A 17949-nucleotide genomic window follows, 5' to 3' on the forward strand; every position below is an offset into this window, starting at 1 on the left:
CGACGTATCGTCTTGTTACCGCTGGTCACCCCGGGCCGCGTCAAACCACCCGTACGGTTCATGCGCGGATGTCGCGCACCGTGGACCATTTGGGCACCGTACGTTCACCACGCACGTTCGCAACGTCAGTGTGAGGAGCGCGACTTGTCCAGCGTCCCGCGTGCATCCACCCGCCGCCGCTATCTGATGTGCCCGCCCACGTACTACCGGGTGACGTATTCGATCAACCCGTGGATGGACCCGGGCAAGCCCGTCGACCTGCCTCTCGCGCTCGCCCAGTGGGAGGAGCTGCGCGACCGCTACCGCGCCCTCGGCCACACCGTGGAGGAGCTCGCGCCGCGCCCCGACCTGCCCGACATGGTCTTCGCGGCCAACGGCGCCACCGTCGTCGACGGCAAGGTGCTCGGCGCCCGCTTCGCCCACCCGGAGCGGTGGGCGGAGGCCACGGCGCACCTGGAGTGGTTCCGCTCCCACGGCTACGCGCAGGTGCGCGAGCCGCAGCACATCAACGAGGGCGAGGGCGACTTCGCCGTGACGGCGACCTGGCTGCTGGCCGGGCGCGGCTTCCGCAGCAGCCCCCTGTCGCACCCGGAGGCGCAGGAGTTCTTCGGCCGCCCGGTGATCGGCCTCGACCTGGTCGACCCGCGCTACTACCACCTCGACACGGCGCTGTGCGTGCTCGACGACGCCCGCGACGAGATCATGTACTACCCGGGCGCCTTCTCGCCGGGCAGCCGGGAGGTGCTGCGGCGGCTGTTCCCGGACGCGCTGATCGCCACCGGGGACGACGCGGCGGCGCTCGGGCTCAACGCGGTCTCCGACGGCCGGCACGTGCTGCTGCCGCAGGCGGCGGTGGGGCTGTTCGGGCCGCTGCGGGAGCGCGGCTTCGAGCCCGTCGGCATGGACCTGGGCGAGCTGCTCAAGGGCGGCGGCAGCGTGAAGTGCTGCACGCAGGAGCTGCGGGAGTAGCTCCTGCGGGGCCGGGGTGCTACTCGGCCGGCGGCGGCCAGGCGTCGCCCCAGTCGGTGTCGCGCGCGGCGCGGTACAGCGCGCCGTGCCGCTTCGTCACCGTCTCCCGGGTGAGGCCGTCGCCGTCGGTGCACAGGTCCAGCAGGACCTGGCCCTTGCGGGTCTGGGGCCGGCGTATGACGCGACCGCCCTCGCCGGTGGCGTCGCCGGCCCCGGGGCGCACCGCGGCCACGTACGAGAACTTCTCGTCCTCGTACGGCAGCGAGCCGCCCTTGACCTGCCGGTGCAGCGAGGAGCGGTTCACGCGGGCCGCGAAGTGGCACCAGTCGGTGCCCGGCGCGATGGGGCAGGCGGCGCTGTGCGGGCAGGGCGCCACGACGCGGAAGCCGGCCGCCACGAGCCGGTCGCGGGCCTCGGTGATCCGCAGGTGGCCGTCGGGGGTGCCGGGCTCGACCACGACCACGGCGTGGGCCGCGGCGGCCGCCGCGTCGACGACCGAGCGGCGGTCGGCGTCGGTGAGCTCCTTGAGCACGTACGAGATCGTCACCAGGTCGGTGCCTGCGGGCAGCGCGAGGTCGCGGCCTATCGCCTGGCGGTGCCAGGTGGCGGCGCGCAGTGCGGGGTCGTGCGCGGCGCGCGCGAGCTCGGCGCCCAGCGCGAGCGCGGGCTCGGCCCAGTCCAGGACCGTGGTCGTCCGCCCGCCCTCCGGCCAGGCCGCCGCCACGGCCCAGGTGGCCGCGCCGGTGCCGCCGCCGATGTCGGCGTGCGAGGCCGGCACCCAGCCGGGCAGCCGGTCGCGGAACGCCTCCAGCGCCGCCCGTACGGCCTCGAACGTCGCCGGCATGCGGTACGCGGCGTACGCGGCCACGTCGGAGCGGTCGCGCAGCACGGGCGTGTGGGTGGGGGTCTGCCCCCGGTAGTGCGCGATCAGTCGCTCCACGGCCTGGGCCGCCTGGCGGGGCGGCAGGCCGTCGAGGAGGCCGGCGAGGGCGGTGCGCAGGTTCTCACCGGTCGGCGCGGGGGCGGAGACGTGCATTCCGTGGATTTTACGTGGCGTTCCTACGCGGGCGGTGTGACGGATTCGTCGGCGGCCTCGGGGACCTCCACCGCCGCCTCCTCCGTGCCGCCCGTGCGCTGCCAGGGGCGGCAGAGCCCCAGGAAGCTCGCCACGGCCGCGAGGGTGCAGATCAGCTGGACGGTGGCCATGGGCACGGCGGTGCCCTCGCCGCCGAGGCCCACGAACGAGGAGGCGATCGCGCCGAGCAGGAAGGTGGAGGTGCCCAGCAGCGCCGAGGCCGAGCCGGCCGCGTTCTTGGACCGCATCAGCGCCTGCGCGCTGGCGTTGGGCATCGACAGGCCCATCGCCGACATGAGGACGAAGAGGCCCGCGGAGACGGCCGCGAGGCCCGCCTTCCCGGCGACGCCGGAGGTCATCACCAGCAGCGCCGCGGCGGCCAGCGTGATGACGGTCAGGCCGGTGGCCAGCGCCTTGTCCAGGCTGACCCGGCCGACCAGCAGCTTGCCGTTGATCTGGCCCGCGAGGACCAGGCCGACGGAGTTCAGGCCGAACAGCAGGCTGAAGGTCTGCGGCGAGGCGCCGTAGATGTCCTGCACGACGAAGGGCGAGGCGGAGATGTAGGCGAAGAGCGCGGCGAAGGCGAAGCCGCCGGCCAGCATGTAGCCGGTGAAGACGCGGTCGGTGAGCAGCCCGCCCATGGTGCGCAGCGCCGGGCCGAGCCCGCCGGGCTGGCGGCGCTCCGGCGGCAGTGTCTCCTCCAGGCGGCGGTGGACCAGGAGGGTGAGCAGCACGCCGATGACGGTGAGGACGACGAAGACGCCGCGCCAGTCGGTGACGCGCAGCACCTGGCCGCCGACCAGGGGCGCGACGACGGGCGCGACGCCGGATATCAGCATGAGGGTGGAGAAGAAGCGGGCCATGGCCACGCCCTCGTAGAGGTCGCGGACCACGGCGCGCGCGATGACGATCGCGGCGGCGCCGGCCAGGCCCTGGACCAGCCGGAAGGCGATGAGCAGGGGCGCGCTGGGGGCCAGTGCGCAGATGGCGGTGGCCAGCACGTACAGGACCATGCCGGTGAGCAGGGGGCGGCGCCGGCCCCACTTGTCGCTCATGGGGCCGACGACGAGCTGCCCGAGGGCCATGCCCATGAGGCAGGCCGTGAGGGTCAGCTGGACGGTGGCGGCCGGGCTGTGCAGCGCGTCGGTGACCTCCGGCAGCGCCGGGAGGTACATGTCCATGGACAGCGGGGGAAGGGCGGTGAGGCCGCCGAGGACGAGGGTGACGATCAGGCTGGTACGGCGGGGTGTGCCGGGGGCCGTGGCCGGGACCGTCCGGTCGTTCCGCGGGCCCGGACCGTGGTCCGTCATGCGTCGCTCCAGATCGGGGGTGGGTTCCGCGAGTGGAAACGACCATGGTGTCATCGGTCATTCCGGCCGTGACCCCTTACTGCTGGTGATGTGCGTCTCGTTGGTCCCTAAGCGGGGCTGAGTCCCGGGTTGCCGGCCTCGGAGACGAAGCGGGCGGCGGTGGTGACGGGGGCGCCGGGGGTGAGGACGCCGGTGAGGGTGCGGAAGTCGGCCTGGAGGCAGGTGCGGTCGAGGCGGACGACGACGTAGCCGCGGCGGCCGTCGTAGTACTTCATGTGCGGGTTGGCGGCGAGCTGGAGGTTCCAGTCGTCGGGGCGCTCCTCGCCGTCGAAGCCGCTGGAGACGGAGGTGCCGACGAGCTCCACGCCGAGGGTGCGGCTGTCGGGGTCGTCGAAGTCCTCCTTGATGTCCATCGCGTAGTGCACGTGGACGTCGCCGGAGAGGACGACGAGGTTCTCGGTGCGCGCGGCGGCGGCGCCGGCCAGGACGCGGTCGCGGGAGGCGGGGTAGCCGTCCCAGGCGTCCATGGACAGCGGGGAGCGGTCGGCGGTGGTGTTCTTCCGCCGGGAGAAGGCCACTTGCTGCGGCACGACGTTCCAGCGGGCGGTGGAGGCCTGCCAGCCGTCGATCAGCCAGCGTTCCTGTGCGGCGCCGGTGAGGGTGCGGGCGGGGTCCTCGGACTCGGGGCCCGGGTACTTCCAGCCGTCGCCGTATGCCTGGTCGTCGCGGTACTGGCGGGTGTCGAGGATGTCGAACTGGGCCAGCCGCCCGTAGTGGAAGCGCCGGTAGAGGGGCATGTCGGGGCCGGTGGGGCGGCGGTCGGCGCGCAGCGGCATGTTCTCCCAGTACGCGCGGTAGGCGGCGGCGCGGCGGGCGCGGAAGACGTCGACCGGGTCGTTGTTCTGGGAGATCAGGCCCGCGTAGTTGTTCTCGACCTCGTGGTCGTCCCAGGTGACGAACCAGGGGTGGGCGGCGTGGGCGGCCTGGAGGTCGGGGTCGGACTTGCCGAGGGCGTAACGCAGCCGGTAGTCGGTGAGGTTCCAGGTCCAGTGGTCGAAGAACGCCGGGAGCTGGTGGGTGCCGGTGTAGTTGCGGGCGCCCGCCTGGGCGTTGATGGCGTTCTCGTAGATGTAGTCGCCGACGAAGAAGACGGCGTCGAGGTCCTCGCGGGCGAGGTGGGCGAGGGCGGTGTAGTAGCCCTCGTCGTACTGCTGACAGGAGAGCAGGCCGAAGGTGACGGCGGCGGGGTCGGAGCCGGCGGCGGGGGCGGTGCGGGTGCGGCCGGTGGGGCTGATCCAGGGGCCGGTGCGGAACCGGTACCAGTAGAAGCGGCCGGGCTCCAGGCCGGTCAGCTCCAGGTGGACGGTGTGGTTGTCGGCGGCGGGGGCGGGGGTGGTGCCGGTGCGTAACAGGCGGCGAAACGATTCGTCGTCGGCCAGTTCCCACTGGACGTCGACGGCGCCCTCGGTGGGCATGCCGTTGCCGGGCTCGAAGGGGCGGGGGGCGAGGCGCGTCCACAGGACGACGGAGTCGGGGAGCGGGTCGCCGGAGGCGACGCCGAGGGTGAAGGGGTTCTCGGACAGTGATGTGGGGGTGTTGGGGGTCATGCGGTCAGAGTGCGCGCGGGGGACGCGCCTGTGAAGGCCCTTGGGGGCGGGTGTTCCGCTGGTGGGGCGCACGACGTGGGCGCACGCCCCGAACCGGGCCGTGACCGCGGCCTGAATGGCTGATTCCGGTGTAGCGTCCTGGGATACGCCTTGCAGGGAGTCACGGTGACGCCAGGGGGGTGGCTGCGTGAGCCTGACGGGGGAATCACCACCGGAACCACCACCTCCACCACCGAATGCGCCGTTCTGGTCGCGGGTGAAGTTCTACTGGTTCACGGCGGGCCTGGCGCTGGTGCTCGTGGCCCTCATCACCGCCCTCCTGAAGGCGGGCCCCTTCGACCAGACCCCCTCCCCGGCCCCACCGGTCCCGGTCCCCGGCCCGGCCACGACGGCCCCGGCACCACCCCCGTCACCGGACACCCGGAACGACCCCACCCCGGCCCGCGCCCCGGCGGCCCGCATCACGAACATCCGCGGCGAGAACGTCACCACCACGGCCGTCCGGGTCCAGCTGGACGTCGGCATGACCGGCATGAAGGGCCACACCTGCACGGTGATGTGGTACGTCTACGACGACACGTCCAAGCAACCCCTGGGCGGCGTCAGCGACTTCAACTCCCCCGTCATCACCTCGGACGCCACCACCTGGAACCCGACGTTCATCGTCATCCACCCGAACGTCCACTGGCAGATCCGGGTCGGCCTCTACGACGAGGCCAAGAACACGCTGGACGTCCAGAACTCGGCCTTCACGTTCACGCAGTAGGCAGGGGCCGGTTCGGCACGGCGCCGCCCATCATCAGCGCCGCGTCAGTGGTGGCTGGTTCACTCGCCCGGCGGGGCGTCCGCGCCCGCGGTCCGCCGGCCGGGGCCGGCGCATCACTGACGAACGGAGATCCACATGACCACGGGCACAGGGCCGCGGCGGGCCCCTTGGTTCTCGGCCGCCGATCCCTCGCTGGACGCCCAGGCGCAGCTCTTCCTCTTCCCGCACGCCGGCGGCACCGCGCTGACCTACCGGAACTGGGCCGCCACCGTGCCGTCCCACACCGAGTGCCGGGCCCTTCAGCTGCCCGGGCGACAGGAGCGGCTGGACGAGCCCGTGTTCACGCGGCTCGGGCCGCTGCTCGACGGGTTGCGGGAGGCGCTGGAGGCCGAGCTCGACGGGCGGCCGTACGTATTGTTCGGGCACAGCTTCGGCGCGCTGCTCGCCTACCGGCTGACCGTGGAGATCGAGCGCGAGGGCGGCCAGGGCCCCGAGCTGCTCGGTGTGTCCGGCTGGGCGCCCGGGCTGGAGGCGTCGAAGCAGCTCGACGGCGTCGCGGAGATGAGCGACGAGGAGATCCTCGCCCGGGTCGCCGAGTTCGGCCTCGTCCCGGACGAGCTGAGCGTCGGCCGCGACATGCTGGCCTCCGTGATGCCCTCGCTGCGCGGGGACTTCGTCGTCGCCTCCGACTACGCCGAGGACGGCGCCGGCGTCTCCTGCGCCGTCGCCGCGTACGGCGGGACGGACGACCCCACGCTGGGCCCCGGCGCCCTCGACGCGTGGGCCGGCCGGACGCCGGAGTTCCTCGGGGCCACGGAGTTCCCCGGCGACCACTTCTACCTGTTCGAGCACGCCCTCGCCGTGCAGAACAGCCTCGACCGGCACCTGCGGCGCCGGCTGGCCGCCGGGGCCTGAGCCCGCCGGCCCGGGTCTCCCCGGGGGCCGGGTGACGCCGTCCCCGGCCCCCGGGGGCACGTACGGGGCTATCCGCCCTGCGTCTGGAGGCGCTGCGCCTGCCGGACGACCTCCGCCGCGTCCGCGTCCGACGCGTCGATGTCGACGTCGAGGACCGTGCAGACCCGGCCGAGGAGGAAGTAGAAGCCGGCCAGCACCAGCGTCTCCACCACCTGCTCCTCGCTGTAGTGGGCGCGGACGGCCGCGTACAGGTCGTCGGGGACGGTCGGCCCGTCGGCCACCGTGCCCGCGAAGCGCAGCAGCGCGCGCTGGGCGGGCGTGAAGACGTCCGCGTCCGTGTCGCCGTTCCGCAGGGCCACGCGCTGCTCGTCGGTGATGCCGACGGCCGCCGAGATGGGCACGTGCTGCGCCCACTCGTACTCGGCCTCGTAGTGCAGCCCGAACGTCAGGATGAGCAGTTCGCGGTCGACGGGGTCGAGCGCGGCGCCGGGGGCGAAGAGCACCGCCCCGAGCCGGGCCACCTGCTCGACGGTGTGCGTCGAGTGCAGCAGCGTCCGGTACACGTTGATGATCCTGCCCTGGCTCAGGGACTTCATCGACTCCGGCAGGTCGCCGGCGTCCTTGTACGGCATGCGCACCATGAGGGACTCCTGGTAGGGGATCGGGTGTGGGATGGGGGTGGGATCAGGCGGCGACCGGCGGGCGGTCGCGCCACCGCGGCTTGGACGAGCCGCGCGGCACCAGCACCGTGTCCGTCCAGCCGCTCGGCGTCCCGCTCAGCCGCACCGGCGGGGCGACGTGCCGGAACTCGCCCAGCGGCGTGTCGTGGACCAGCCACTCCGGCTCCGGCAGTACGGGCTCGGGGCGCGGCGAACCGAGCGTCGACCGGTCGAACGTGCCCAGCTCCCAGGCCCAGTTGGCGACCCCGGCGAGCGAGACGCGCACCCGGTAGCTGCCGCCCTCCCGGGCGCGGCGCAGCGCCGCGGCCATGACGCCGGCGGCGGCGAAGTTCGCGGCGAGGTAGTCGTTGAGCATCCGGCCGGGCGGCATGCGGGGCTCGTCGCCCTCGCGCTCGTTCCAGTTGATGCCGGTGAGGGCCTGCGCCTGCTGGTCGAAGCCGCCGCGGTCGCGCCACGGCCCGGTGGTGCCGTAGGCGCTGACGGAGAGGTGGATGATGCCGGGCGCCAGCTCGGCGCAGTCCTCGGGGCCGAGGCCGAGCCGGGCCATCTTCGACGCGCGGTGGTTGTGGACGAAGACGTCCGCCGTGCGCAGCAGTTCGTCGAAGACGGCGCGGCCGCCGTCCCGGTCGCGGAGGTCGAGGCGGGCCGAGCGCAGGCCGATGCCGCACTCGTTCCAGCACAGGTCGTGGTCGAAGGCGTTGGGCTCGCAGACGTGCAGGGCGTCGGCGCCGTGTTCGGCGAGGGCCCGGCCGGCCGCCGTGCCGGCGAAGATGTGGGTGAACTGCAGGACGCGCAGCCCGGACAGCGGCTGCGGGCCGGCCGCCGGCAGGGGCCGCGGCGGGGCGTCGCCGATCCGTTCGACGCTGACGACGGGCTCGGCGAGGACGGCCCGGCCCTGCGGGTGGGCGAGGAACTCCTCGCGGGTGCGGACGACCGCCATCGGAATGCCCTGCTCGGCCGCGGCGTCCTCCAGCTCCCACGCGTTCCAGCGGCCGATGGCGGCGGCGAAGTGCTCGCGGGTGTGGGCGGTGCCGAGGAGCGCGGTCAGCGCGTCGCGGGTGCGGGGGTAGCAGGCGATGGGGATGACCCAGCGGCCGTCGCCCGCGCGGTAGAAGTCCCAGACGGCGGGCGCGACGGTGCCGTCGCCCCCGAGCACGGAGCCCATGTTCGCGCCGTAGCCGTTGAGCCGGGTGCCGCCGCCGAGGTAGGGCGTGATGCGGTGCAGGGCCTGCGCCAGGTCGACCTCGAGGCGCTGGTCGCGGCCGGTGCGTTCGTGCCAGATCCGGGCCGCCCCGACGGCGGCCGAAAGCAGGGAAATTCCTATCGCGGAACCCATGCGGAGCGTGGACGGAAGGATCGGGTCCTGGCCGGTGATCCGTAGTTCGGATACTGCCGGATCACGGGAAAGACCCACTAATTTGAGCACCCGGTCGAGTTCGCCGATCGGGTCGAAGAAATCTTCTTTCATGCGGCAACGATAACACCGGCGACCTGATCCAAAAGGGGGCCGCGGCCGCTTGTACCACATGTCAGCAAGGCGTCAGACGGCCGTCAGCGACCCATGTTTGGATTTACCGGCACACACATGTCCGATGATGTCGGGGAGTTATCCGTGGAATATCTTGGAGCGACAGTCGAAGAGCTGCGCGAATTGCCGCCGCACGAATTCCGGAAGGCGGTCGAGGCGCTGGTGGCGCAGGAGTTCCGGACCGCGCTGTACATGACCGAGGACGAGGAGCTCCCGCTCGACGTGGGCTTCTTCGACCTGGGCCTGACCTCGCTGCGGCTGAGCGACATCAAGCAGGTGCTGGAGACCCGCCTGCAGCAGGAGATCGACATCGCGGTGCTGTTCCGCAGGCCCACGGTCGGCCAGCTGATCGACTACCTGAGCGGAGAATGAACGTGTCACGCACCCCCGAAATGGACGAGAAAGACCGGCTGATCAGGGAGTTGATGCGTGAGAAGTACGAGCCCGTCGCCGTCGTGGGGATGGGCTTGCGCTTTCCCGGGGGAAACACCGATGTGCCCGGTTTCACCGAGTTCCTGCGCGCGGGGAAGTCCGGTGTCGGCCCGCTGCCCGACGACCGCCGGCACCTCGACCCGGGGCAGGGCGCGGACCGGCCGGTCGGCGGTTTTCTCGACGGCATCGACCGGTTCGACGCCGCATTCTTCAACATCTCCCCCAAGGAGGCCGTCTACGTCGACCCCCACCAGCGGCTGGCCCTGGAGACCGCCTGGGAGGCCCTGGAGCACGCCGGCATCGACCCCACCGCCCTGCGCCACGGCACCACCGGCGTGTACATGGGCGTCACCACGCTGGACTACATCTTCGAGGCCACCGACCTGGAGCCCGCCGACGTCAACGGCTACCTGGCCCCGGGCCTGAGCCACAGCGGCGTCTCGGGCCGGCTGTCGTACTTCCTGGGCCTGCGCGGCCCCAGCATGACCGTCGACACCACCTGCTCGTCCTCGCTGGCCGCCGCCCACCTCGCCGTGCAGGCGCTGCGCGGCGGCGAGTGCGGCATCGCGCTGTGCGGCGGCGTGAACGTCATCCACAACGCGCTCGGCGACAGCGTGCTGCGCGCCGGCAACATGCTGGCCCCCGACGGCCGGTGCAAGTCGTTCGACGACAGCGCCGACGGCTACGGCCGCGCCGAGGGCTGCGGCGTGCTCGTCCTCAAGCGGCTGTCCGACGCACGGCGCGACGGCGACACCGTCCACGCCGTGCTCACCGGTACGGCGGTGGGGCAGGACGGCGAGAGCGCCGGCCTGACCGCGCCCAACGGCGCCGCGCAGGAGGCCGTGCTGCGCGCCGCGCTCGGCCGGGCCCGTCTGGAGCCGGGCGACATCCAGTACGTCGAGGCGCACGGCACCGGCACCGCCCTGGGCGACCCCACCGAAATGGGCGCCATCAGCGACGTCTTCGCCGGCTCCCACAGTCCGTCGGCTCCTGTGGTGGTCGGTTCGCTCAAGACCAACATCGGCCACATGGAGGGCGCGGCGGGCGTCGGCAGCATCATCAAGGCCGTCCTCCAGGTGCGCGAGGGCGAGATCTTCCCGCACCTCAACTTCACCACCCCGTCCCGCCGCATCGCCTGGGCGTCCTCGCCGGTGACCGTCCCCACCGAGCTGCGGCCGTGGCCGGCCGCGGAAACGCGGCGCGCGCTGGTCAACGGCTTCGGCGTGACGGGCACGCTCGCCAGCGTCGTCGTGGAGGAGGCGCCCCCGGCCGAGGAGCCCGTGCCGCAGGCCGCCGACGAGCCCGAGGGCGGGATCTTCACCCTCTCCGCCAAGAGCCGCAAGTCGCTGCGCGCGCAGGCCGAGCGCTACAAGCGCTACTTGGAGGGCGGCACGGGTGCCGCATCCGCCGTCGCCGGCCTGTGCCGTACGGCCAACACCGGCCGCGCCCACTTCAAGTACCGCATCGCCGCCCCGGTGCGCGAGCACCGCGACATCGTGCGGCTGCTCGACAAACACCTCGCCCTGCTGGAGCAGGGCGACGCCCCGGCCGGCGGCGGCGTTCCCAAGGTGGCGCTGCTCTTCACCGGCATGGGCTCGCAGTACACGGGCATGGGCGCCGCCCTCTACGCCCGGTACCCCGTCTTCCGCGAGGCCCTGGACACGTGCGACGCGCTCTTCGCGCCCCTGCTCGGCCTCTCCGTACGCGACCTGATGCTGGGCGGGGCGCCTGGCGAGGAAGCGCCCGGCGCCGCAGCCCCCGGAGACGCAGCCCCCGGCGGCGGAACCCCTGGCGGCGGATCCCCCGGCGAGCCGGCGCTCATCGACCAGGCCCGCTACGCCCAGCCCGCCGTGTTCAGCCTGGAGTACGCGCTCGCGCAGCTGTGGCTGTCCTGGGGGCTGCGGCCCTCCGTGCTCATCGGCCACAGCCTCGGCGAGGTGGCCGCGGCCGCCGTGGCCGGGCTGTTCCCGCTGGAGGACGCCGCCCGGCTGGTGGCCGAACGCGGCCGGCTCAGCCAGTCCGTGCCGGTGCCCGGCGGCATGGCCGCCGTCGGTGCCCCCGCCCACGAGATCGCCCCGCTCCTGGAGCCGTACCCCGACCTGGGCATCGGCGCGATCAACGGCCCCACGCAGTGCCTCGTGTCGGGCGGGCGCGACGCGCTGGAGGCGCTCGGCCGCGAGCTCGCGGAGAAGGGCGTCAAGTACACCGTCCTGCCGTCGGCCGTGCCGTACCACTCGCCGCTGCTGAACGGCATTCTCGACGAGTTCCGGGCGGTGCTGGAGACCGTCCGCTTCCAGACCCCGACCATGACGCTGATCTCCAACGTCACCGGGCAGGTCGCCAAGGCCGCGGAGATCGCCACCCCCGACTACTGGGTCCGGCACCTCGTCGCGACCGTGAACTTCGAGGCGGGGATCGCCGCCGTGGAGAAGCGCGGCCGCCACGCGTTCCTGGAGGTGGGGCCGTCCGGCGCGCTGACCTCCCTCGCCAGGAACTGCGCCACCGACCCGTCCCACCTGTGGCTGAGCAGCACGTACAAGGGCGACCAGGACGCCGACCGCATCCGCCGCTCGCTGGCCCAGCTCTACTCGGCCGGCCTGCCCGTCTCCTGGACCGGCTACCACCGCGGCCGCCCCGGCGCCAAGGCCCCGCTGCCCACGTACGCCTTCGACCGCAAGCCGTACTGGCTGCCGACGCCCCAGCGCCGCGCGGCCGAGGAGGCATGGCGCGCCGAGCAGACCACGGAGGCGGCGCGGGAGCAGGAGCGGCACCTGTTCTACGAGGCGCACTGGGAGCCGCAGCCGCTGCCGGACACCCGCCGCACCGGGCGCCGCGCGCTGGTCCTGAACGCCACGGCCGCCGACTGCCCCGGCCTGCTGCGGCGCGCCGCCGAGGCGGACGTACGGGTCGCCTTCGCGGCGTCGGTCCCGGAGCTGGAGGCGGCGCTGCGCGAGGAGCCGCCGACCGACCTGTGCTGGTTCTGGCGCGAGCCGGAAGCCACCGAGGACCCGGTGGCCGGCCTGCGGGCCGCGTCCGAGGCCAACTACCGCGAGCTGCTGGACGTCGTACGGGCGCTCGGTGACGCGCGCTTCGGCCGCAACCAGCGGCTGTGGCTGGTCACGCAGGGCGCGCAGCTGCTGCCCGGCGAGAAGCCCGGCGACCGGGTGCCCGCCGCGTCCACCCTGTGGGGCTTCGGCCGCGCGCTCGCCGTCGAGTACCCCGGCTTCCAGGTGACCCTGGTCGACCTGGAAGCCGACGGCACGGGGCAGGAGGCGCTCGTCGACGAGTGGCTGGCGGCCGGCGACGCCGAGGGCCAGCTGGCCCGCCGCGACGGGGAGCGCTGGGTGCGGCGGCTGCGCCGCTGCGTACCCGCCGAGCGGCCGCAGCGCGAGCGGCCCGTGACCGTCCGCCCCGACCGTACGTACGTGATCGCCGGCGGCCTGGGCGCGCTGGGCCTGGCCACGGCGCGGCGGCTGGTCGCGCTGGGCGCCCGGAACCTGGCGTTCCTCACGCGTGGCGGCGCCGAGGACGTCTCGCCGGCCGCCCTCGGGCTGGGCTCGGACGTACAGGTGGTAGCCCTTCGCTGCGACATCGGTGCGCCGGAGGACGTGGCGGCGGCCTTCGCGGCGCTGGCCGCGGGCGAGCACCCGGTGGGTGGCGTCGTGCACGCCGCCGGGACGGTGGCCGACGCGCCGGTGCCCGACCAGACGTGGGAGACCGTCGAGGCGGTGTTCCGTACGAAGGTGTTCGGCGCCTGGCTGCTGCACGAGGCGACCGCCGCGCTGCCGGACGTCGACTTCTTCGTCGGCTACTCCTCGGCCGCGTCCGTGCTGGGCGCCACCGCGCAGACCAACGCGTGCGCCGGCAACGCGTTCCTGGACCACCTGATGGCGTGGCGCGACGCCCACGGCCTGCCGTCGCTGAGCGTCAACTGGGGCCCGTGGGCCTCCGACGACCCGCAGCGCCGGCTCAGCACCTCGCTGATCCGCAGCTGGGAGGCCCAGGGCATCCGCTTCCTGCAACCATCCGACGCCATGGACGCGCTGCCCGCCCTGCTGTCCGGCGCGGGCCCCCACCTCATGGTGGGTGCGTGCGACTGGGACCGGTTCATCGCCCGGCGCCCCGAGAACGCCCTCTACGCGTCGCTCGGCACGGCCGGTGGGGACGGTACGGGCGGTACGGCGGCGGGTGCAGGCGCCGGTGGCGTCCTGGACCTGGCGGACCTGCTGACGGCCCCGGAACAGGAGCGCCTGTCCGCCCTCAACCGGACCGTACGGGCCCGGATCTCGGACGTGCTGCGGTTCGACGCCGAGGACGTCGAACCGGACGCCGAACTGGCGGCCCTCGGCCTCGACTCGCTCAACGCGGTGGAGCTGAGGAACGCGCTGGAGGCGACGTTCCGGGTGACGCTGCCGGTGTCGATCGCCTTCGACCAGCCGAGCGTGAACCTGCTGGCGGAGTACATCGACCGGCTGCTGGGCCCGGGCCCGGAAGCGGAGGGGAAAGCCGCATGACCGCTGAAGGAAGCGCTGAGGCAAGCGCTGAGGCAACCAAGGAACCGGACAAGGAGACGACCATGGACACGGCGGCCCCCCACCGCCCGCGGACGCTGGACGGCGTCATCGCCCACCAGGCCCGCACCCGGCCCGGCCAGGCGGCCGTCGTCTGCGAGGGCCGCACCGTCACGTACGCCGGGCTGCACCGGGAGAGCAACCGCACCGCGCACGCGTTCCGCGCGGCCGGCCTCGGCCCCGGTGCGCGTGTGGCGTTCCTCGGCAAGGAGTCGGAGGAGTACTGGGAGGCGGCGTTCGCCTGCGCGAAGGCCGGCACCGTGCTCGTACCCGTCAACTGGCGGCTGACCGCCGAGGAGGTCGACCACATCCTGCGCGACTCGGACACCGAGCTGCTGCTGGTCGACGAGGAGCACCTGCCGGTCGCCGAGCAGGTGCGGGAGCGCCTGCCGAAGCTGCGGGCCGTGGTGCCGGTCGGCCCGGCGGGCGCGGCACCGGGCGGGCTGACCGCCCGGAAGGCCGGCTGTCCCGACGCCGACCTGCCGGCGACGAGCGACGGCGAGACGCCGGTGGCGCAGATCTACACGAGCGGCACCAGTGGCCTGCCGAAGGGCGTGGTGCTGGCCCACCGTGCCTTCTTCAACGTCGCGGAGGCCATGGAGTCGCACGGCCTGGACTGGCTCGACTGGAAGGAGGGCGACAAGAGCCTGCTGGGCCTGCCCGGTTTCCACATCGGCGGCCTGTCGTACGCGATGCAGGGCTTCAACGCGGGCGTCACGGTCGTGTCGATGCCCATGTTCATCAGCTCGGACGCGGTGCGGCTGATCGAGGCGCTGGGCGTGACGACGGCGATCGTGGCGCCGGCGATGCTCCAGATGATGCTGTCCGAGCCGGCCTCGGCGCGCGGTGCCCTCGCGTCGCTGCGGAAGGTCGTCTACGGGGGCTCGCCGATCACGGAGACGCTGCTGGCGCTGTGCCTGGAGCGGATGGACTGCGACTTCCTCCAGATCTACGGCAGCAGCGAGACCGGCAACTTCGCGGTGTGCCTGCCGCCGGCCGACCACGTGCCGGGCAGCCCGCGGCTGAAGGCGGCGGGCCGGCCGTACCCCGGTATCAAGGTGAAGATCGTCGACCGGGAGGGGCGGACGCTGCCGCCGGGCGAGACCGGCGAGATCTGTGTCCGCACCCCCGCCGGCATGATCGACTACTGGGGTCTGCCGGAGGCGACCGCGCGGACGGTGGTGGACGGCTGGATCCACATGGGCGACGCCGGGCACGTGGACGAGGACGGCTACGTCTACGTCAACGACCGCGTCAACGACATGATCATCGTGGCGGGCGAGAACGTGTACCCGACGGAGATCGAGAACGCCCTGACCCGCCACCCGGCGGTGGCGGAGGCGGCGGTGGTCGGCCTGCCGCACGAGCGCTGGGGCGAGTCGGTGCACGCACGCCTGGTCCTGGCGCCGGGGCAGCGGCTGACGGTGCGGGAGATGCTGGTGTTCCTGAAGGGCCAGATCGCGGACTTCAAGATCCCGACGACGTACGACTTCGCGGACCGGCTGCCGCGGAACCCGAGCGGCAAGATCCTCCGCCGGGACGTACGGAGGGAGCTGGCGCCGGCAGCGGCGGCGAGCTGAGGTGAGGTGAGAGGAAGGGCCCGGCCGGAGGAGCGTGCGCCCGGGCCCTTCGCCTTACTACTTGTTATTACTTGCCCAGGACCTCGTAATGCTCGAGGACGAAATCCTTGGTGGCCTGCCGGTAGTCCTCGATGCTGCCGGGCCAGTTGTTGACGACGCGGCCGGTGGCGGTCTTGTACCAGCTGGTGCAGCTGCCGGCGAAGGCCGTGGCCGACAGCTGGCGCTGGATGGTCTCGTTGTACTCGGCCAGCACCTCGGGGCGGATGTCGAAGGCGGCGGCGGACTGCTCGCGCAGGGCCTCGACGGCGCGGAGGACGTAGTCGATCTGGGACTCGACCATGAAGAGGACGGAGTGGTGGCCGAGGTTGGTGTTGGGGCCGTAGAGCATGAACATGTTGGGGAAGCCGCTGACGGTCATGCCGAGGTACGCCTGCGGCCCGTCGCCCCAGGCATCGCGGAGCGGACGGCCGCCGCGGCCGGTGATGGTGACGCCACCGGTGACCTCCAGGGTGCGGAAGCCGGTGGCGTAGACGATGACGTCGACCTCGTGCAACTGCCCGTCGGCGGTGCGGATGCCGCCGGGTTCGACGCGGTCGATGCGCTCGTCGACGAGGTCGACGTCGTCGCGCATGAGGGCGGGGTAGTAGTCGTCGGTGATGAGCACGCGCTTGCACCCGAACTCGTAGGCGGGCCGCAGTTTTTCGCGCAGCTCGGGGTCCGGGACCTGGCTCTCCAGGAAGTCGGCGCAGATCTTCTCGAACTGCTCGCGGACGTCGTTGCCGTCGAGAGCCAGACCGGCGGCCCATCCGTCGCGCTCGCGGTACAGCGACTCGCGGAGCTCGGTATAGCGGGCGGGGTCGTCGCGGAGGGCCTGCCGCTCGCCGGTGTCGAGGGCACGGTCCTGGCGGGGCAGGAGGTAGTTGGGCGAGCGCTGGAAGACCGTGAGGTGGGCGGTCTGCCCGGCGATGGCGGGAACGAGCTGCACGGCGCTGGCGCCGCTGCCGATGCAGGCGACGCGCTTACCGGCGAGGTCGAGGTCGCGGGGCCAGCGGGCGGTGTGCACGGAGGTACCGGCGAAGGACTCGCGGCCCTGTATGGAACCGTAGGAGGGCTGGTTGAGCTGCCCCCAGGCGGTGATGAGGACCTGGGCGCGGATCTCGCGGCCGTCGGAGGTCCGCACGACCCAGCACTGCCGCTCGTCGCACCACGACGCCTCGGCAACCTCGACCCCGAACTGAATGAACTGCTCGAGCTCATACTGCTCGGCGAACAGCTCGATGTTGTGCAGGATCTCGGGCTGGGCGGCGTAGACGCGGCTCCAGTCGGGCTGGTCGCCGAACGAGAACCAGTAGAGGTGCGACTGCACGTCGCAGGCGGCGCCGGGGTAGGTGTTGTCCCGCCAGGTACCGCCGAGCGAACCGGCCTTCTCCAGCAGGGTGAAGGAGGTCTCCCCGGCCAGCTTCAGCCGCGCCGCCATGGCCAGCCCCGACATACCGGCGCCGATGATCACGGTCTTGAACTCGGTCTGCAATGGAACTCCAAGCCTCGTAAGTGGCACGGCCCGCGCGGACCGCCCCCAAACGAGGCCCACCGGACCCCCACCCCGGCCGCCCCGGCATCCCGCCACGATTCACGACAAGCCGTCGGTACGCCGACGATGCCGCAGGGGCCTGACACGGGGCTGATCCGGGGCTGATCCGGAGCTGATGGGGGCAGCCCCGAAGGGCTGCCCTGTGCGAGTGCTACCGCTCCTTCTTCATGTACGTGACGACGCTCATGCCGGCGGTGAAGCAGAACGCCAGGGCGGCGCCGCCGGAGCCGGCGGCGGTGAGGGGTGACGTGCCACAGGCCGTGAACAGCAACCCGGTGGCGAGGCCGGCGACGACCGACACCAGGGAGACGATCAGGACCTCATAGACGCGGTGGTTGCACTCCGGGGTGGGCGTGGACAAGAGGGTTCCTCCGAGATGCGTGCGATCTCACCGGAGGTCGGGCACCCTTCCCATGCTGAGAAAGGCCGACCAGCCGACGCCTACGCACTGTGGGCGTAGATGCAGGAACCCGCTGGGATAGCGGATTCCCAGATCGCCCGCCGCAGGCACGGACGGTACGGCTCCCTGCACGCGCAACTCCTCTCTCAACGCCAGCCACTTGGCAGCAGCAGTGGATGGGAACATCGTATCGAGGGGCTCTGACACTCGGGCGCAACAGCGCGAACCAGGCGGCGCGTGGTACCCGTCGACGCGCCCGGGCGACACCGGCAGTTGCCGCCGTCAGCCCGCGTTGTCGTCCTCTCTCGGGAGGATGAACCCTCGCACCGGCCGATCGGTGCCTTCTTCGGCCGCGAGGCGCCGGGTCCTCCCCGTCACTTCGACGATCTCGGCATACCTGGGGTCGACCCGTTTCACGGCTGACTGCCCCCTTTCCGGATGTGGGCAGCGAACGCGCTTCAGTCACTCGGGGCGAGGGCTGCGCACATGCCGGAGCTCCAGGTGCGAACTGCCTGGTCAGCCGAC

The 17949-nt window shown here is 72.7% G+C and carries 13 protein-coding genes; 6 read left to right on the top strand and 7 right to left on the bottom strand.

The window, feature by feature from the left end; translation table 11 throughout:
• The first annotated feature begins 144 nt into the window (after positions 1–144).
• The gene (ddaH, locus tag IE305_RS06040; RefSeq protein WP_373311525.1) at positions 145–969 is read left to right on the top strand and encodes a dimethylargininase; all 825 of its coding nucleotides are present in this window, start codon (positions 145–147) and stop codon (positions 967–969) included.
• 19 nt (positions 970–988) lie between these two features.
• Here the strand turns inward: ddaH and IE305_RS06045 are convergent, their stop codons facing one another.
• From IE305_RS06045 to IE305_RS06055, 3 genes are all read right to left on the bottom strand, one after another.
• Complete coding sequence (locus IE305_RS06045) at positions 989–2005, bottom strand: small ribosomal subunit Rsm22 family protein (RefSeq protein ID WP_190128391.1); 1017 nt, start codon at positions 2003–2005, stop codon at positions 989–991.
• Between the two features lie 23 nt (positions 2006–2028).
• Positions 2029–3354, bottom strand: coding sequence for a multidrug effflux MFS transporter (locus tag IE305_RS06050; protein WP_190128392.1), 1326 nt, complete (start codon positions 3352–3354; stop codon positions 2029–2031).
• Between the two features lie 107 nt (positions 3355–3461).
• Positions 3462–4961, bottom strand: a complete 1500-nt coding sequence (locus tag IE305_RS06055) for an alkaline phosphatase D family protein (protein ID WP_190128393.1) — start codon at positions 4959–4961, stop codon at positions 3462–3464.
• Positions 4962–5148: 187 nt separating this feature from the next.
• Here IE305_RS06055 and IE305_RS06060 point away from each other — a divergent pair, with 187 nt between their 5' ends.
• Both IE305_RS06060 and IE305_RS06065 read left to right on the top strand, forming a co-directional pair.
• Positions 5149–5727, top strand: a complete 579-nt coding sequence (locus tag IE305_RS06060) for a hypothetical protein (RefSeq protein ID WP_190128394.1) — start codon at positions 5149–5151, stop codon at positions 5725–5727.
• A 135-nt stretch (positions 5728–5862) separates the two neighbouring features.
• Entirely contained in the window at positions 5863–6642 is a 780-nt protein-coding gene (locus tag IE305_RS06065) for a thioesterase II family protein (protein ID WP_190128395.1), read from the top strand.
• Between the two features lie 68 nt (positions 6643–6710).
• On the opposite strand, the gene IE305_RS06070 is transcribed toward IE305_RS06065, so the two are convergent.
• Entirely contained in the window at positions 6711–7283 is a 573-nt protein-coding gene (locus IE305_RS06070) for a carboxymuconolactone decarboxylase family protein (RefSeq protein ID WP_190128396.1), read from the bottom strand.
• A gap of 43 nt (positions 7284–7326) precedes the next feature.
• Positions 7327–8790, bottom strand: a complete 1464-nt coding sequence (locus IE305_RS06075) for a CoA transferase (protein WP_190128397.1) — start codon at positions 8788–8790, stop codon at positions 7327–7329.
• A gap of 144 nt (positions 8791–8934) precedes the next feature.
• On the opposite strand from IE305_RS06075, the gene IE305_RS06080 reads away from it, so the two are divergent.
• The 3 genes from IE305_RS06080 to IE305_RS06090 all read left to right on the top strand — a co-directional run bounded on the left by IE305_RS06080 (position 8935) and on the right by IE305_RS06090 (position 15433).
• Positions 8935–9222, top strand: coding sequence for an acyl carrier protein (locus IE305_RS06080; protein ID WP_229890631.1), 288 nt, complete (start codon positions 8935–8937; stop codon positions 9220–9222).
• The gene (locus IE305_RS06085; protein WP_373311526.1) at positions 9219–13796 is read left to right on the top strand and encodes a type I polyketide synthase; all 4578 of its coding nucleotides are present in this window, start codon (positions 9219–9221) and stop codon (positions 13794–13796) included. Before IE305_RS06080 ends, IE305_RS06085 begins: the two co-directional genes overlap by 4 nt.
• 62 nt (positions 13797–13858) lie before the next feature.
• Positions 13859–15433: a long-chain-fatty-acid--CoA ligase gene (locus IE305_RS06090; RefSeq protein WP_190128399.1), complete on the top strand. Its 1575-nt coding sequence runs from the start codon at positions 13859–13861 to the stop codon at positions 15431–15433.
• 67 nt (positions 15434–15500) lie between these two features.
• On the opposite strand, the gene IE305_RS06095 is transcribed toward IE305_RS06090, so the two are convergent.
• Positions 15501–16964: a flavin-containing monooxygenase gene (locus tag IE305_RS06095; RefSeq protein ID WP_229890635.1), complete on the bottom strand. Its 1464-nt coding sequence runs from the start codon at positions 16962–16964 to the stop codon at positions 15501–15503.
• A gap of 211 nt (positions 16965–17175) precedes the next feature.
• On the bottom strand, positions 17176–17385 hold the full coding sequence (locus IE305_RS06100) for a hypothetical protein (RefSeq protein WP_190129016.1): 210 nt from the start codon (positions 17383–17385) through the stop codon (positions 17176–17178).
• Positions 17386–17949: the final 564 nt, after the last annotated feature.

Source organism: Streptomyces mashuensis, assembly GCF_014654785.1.
In the GTDB taxonomy this organism is placed as follows: domain Bacteria; phylum Actinomycetota; class Actinomycetes; order Streptomycetales; family Streptomycetaceae; genus Streptomyces; species Streptomyces mashuensis.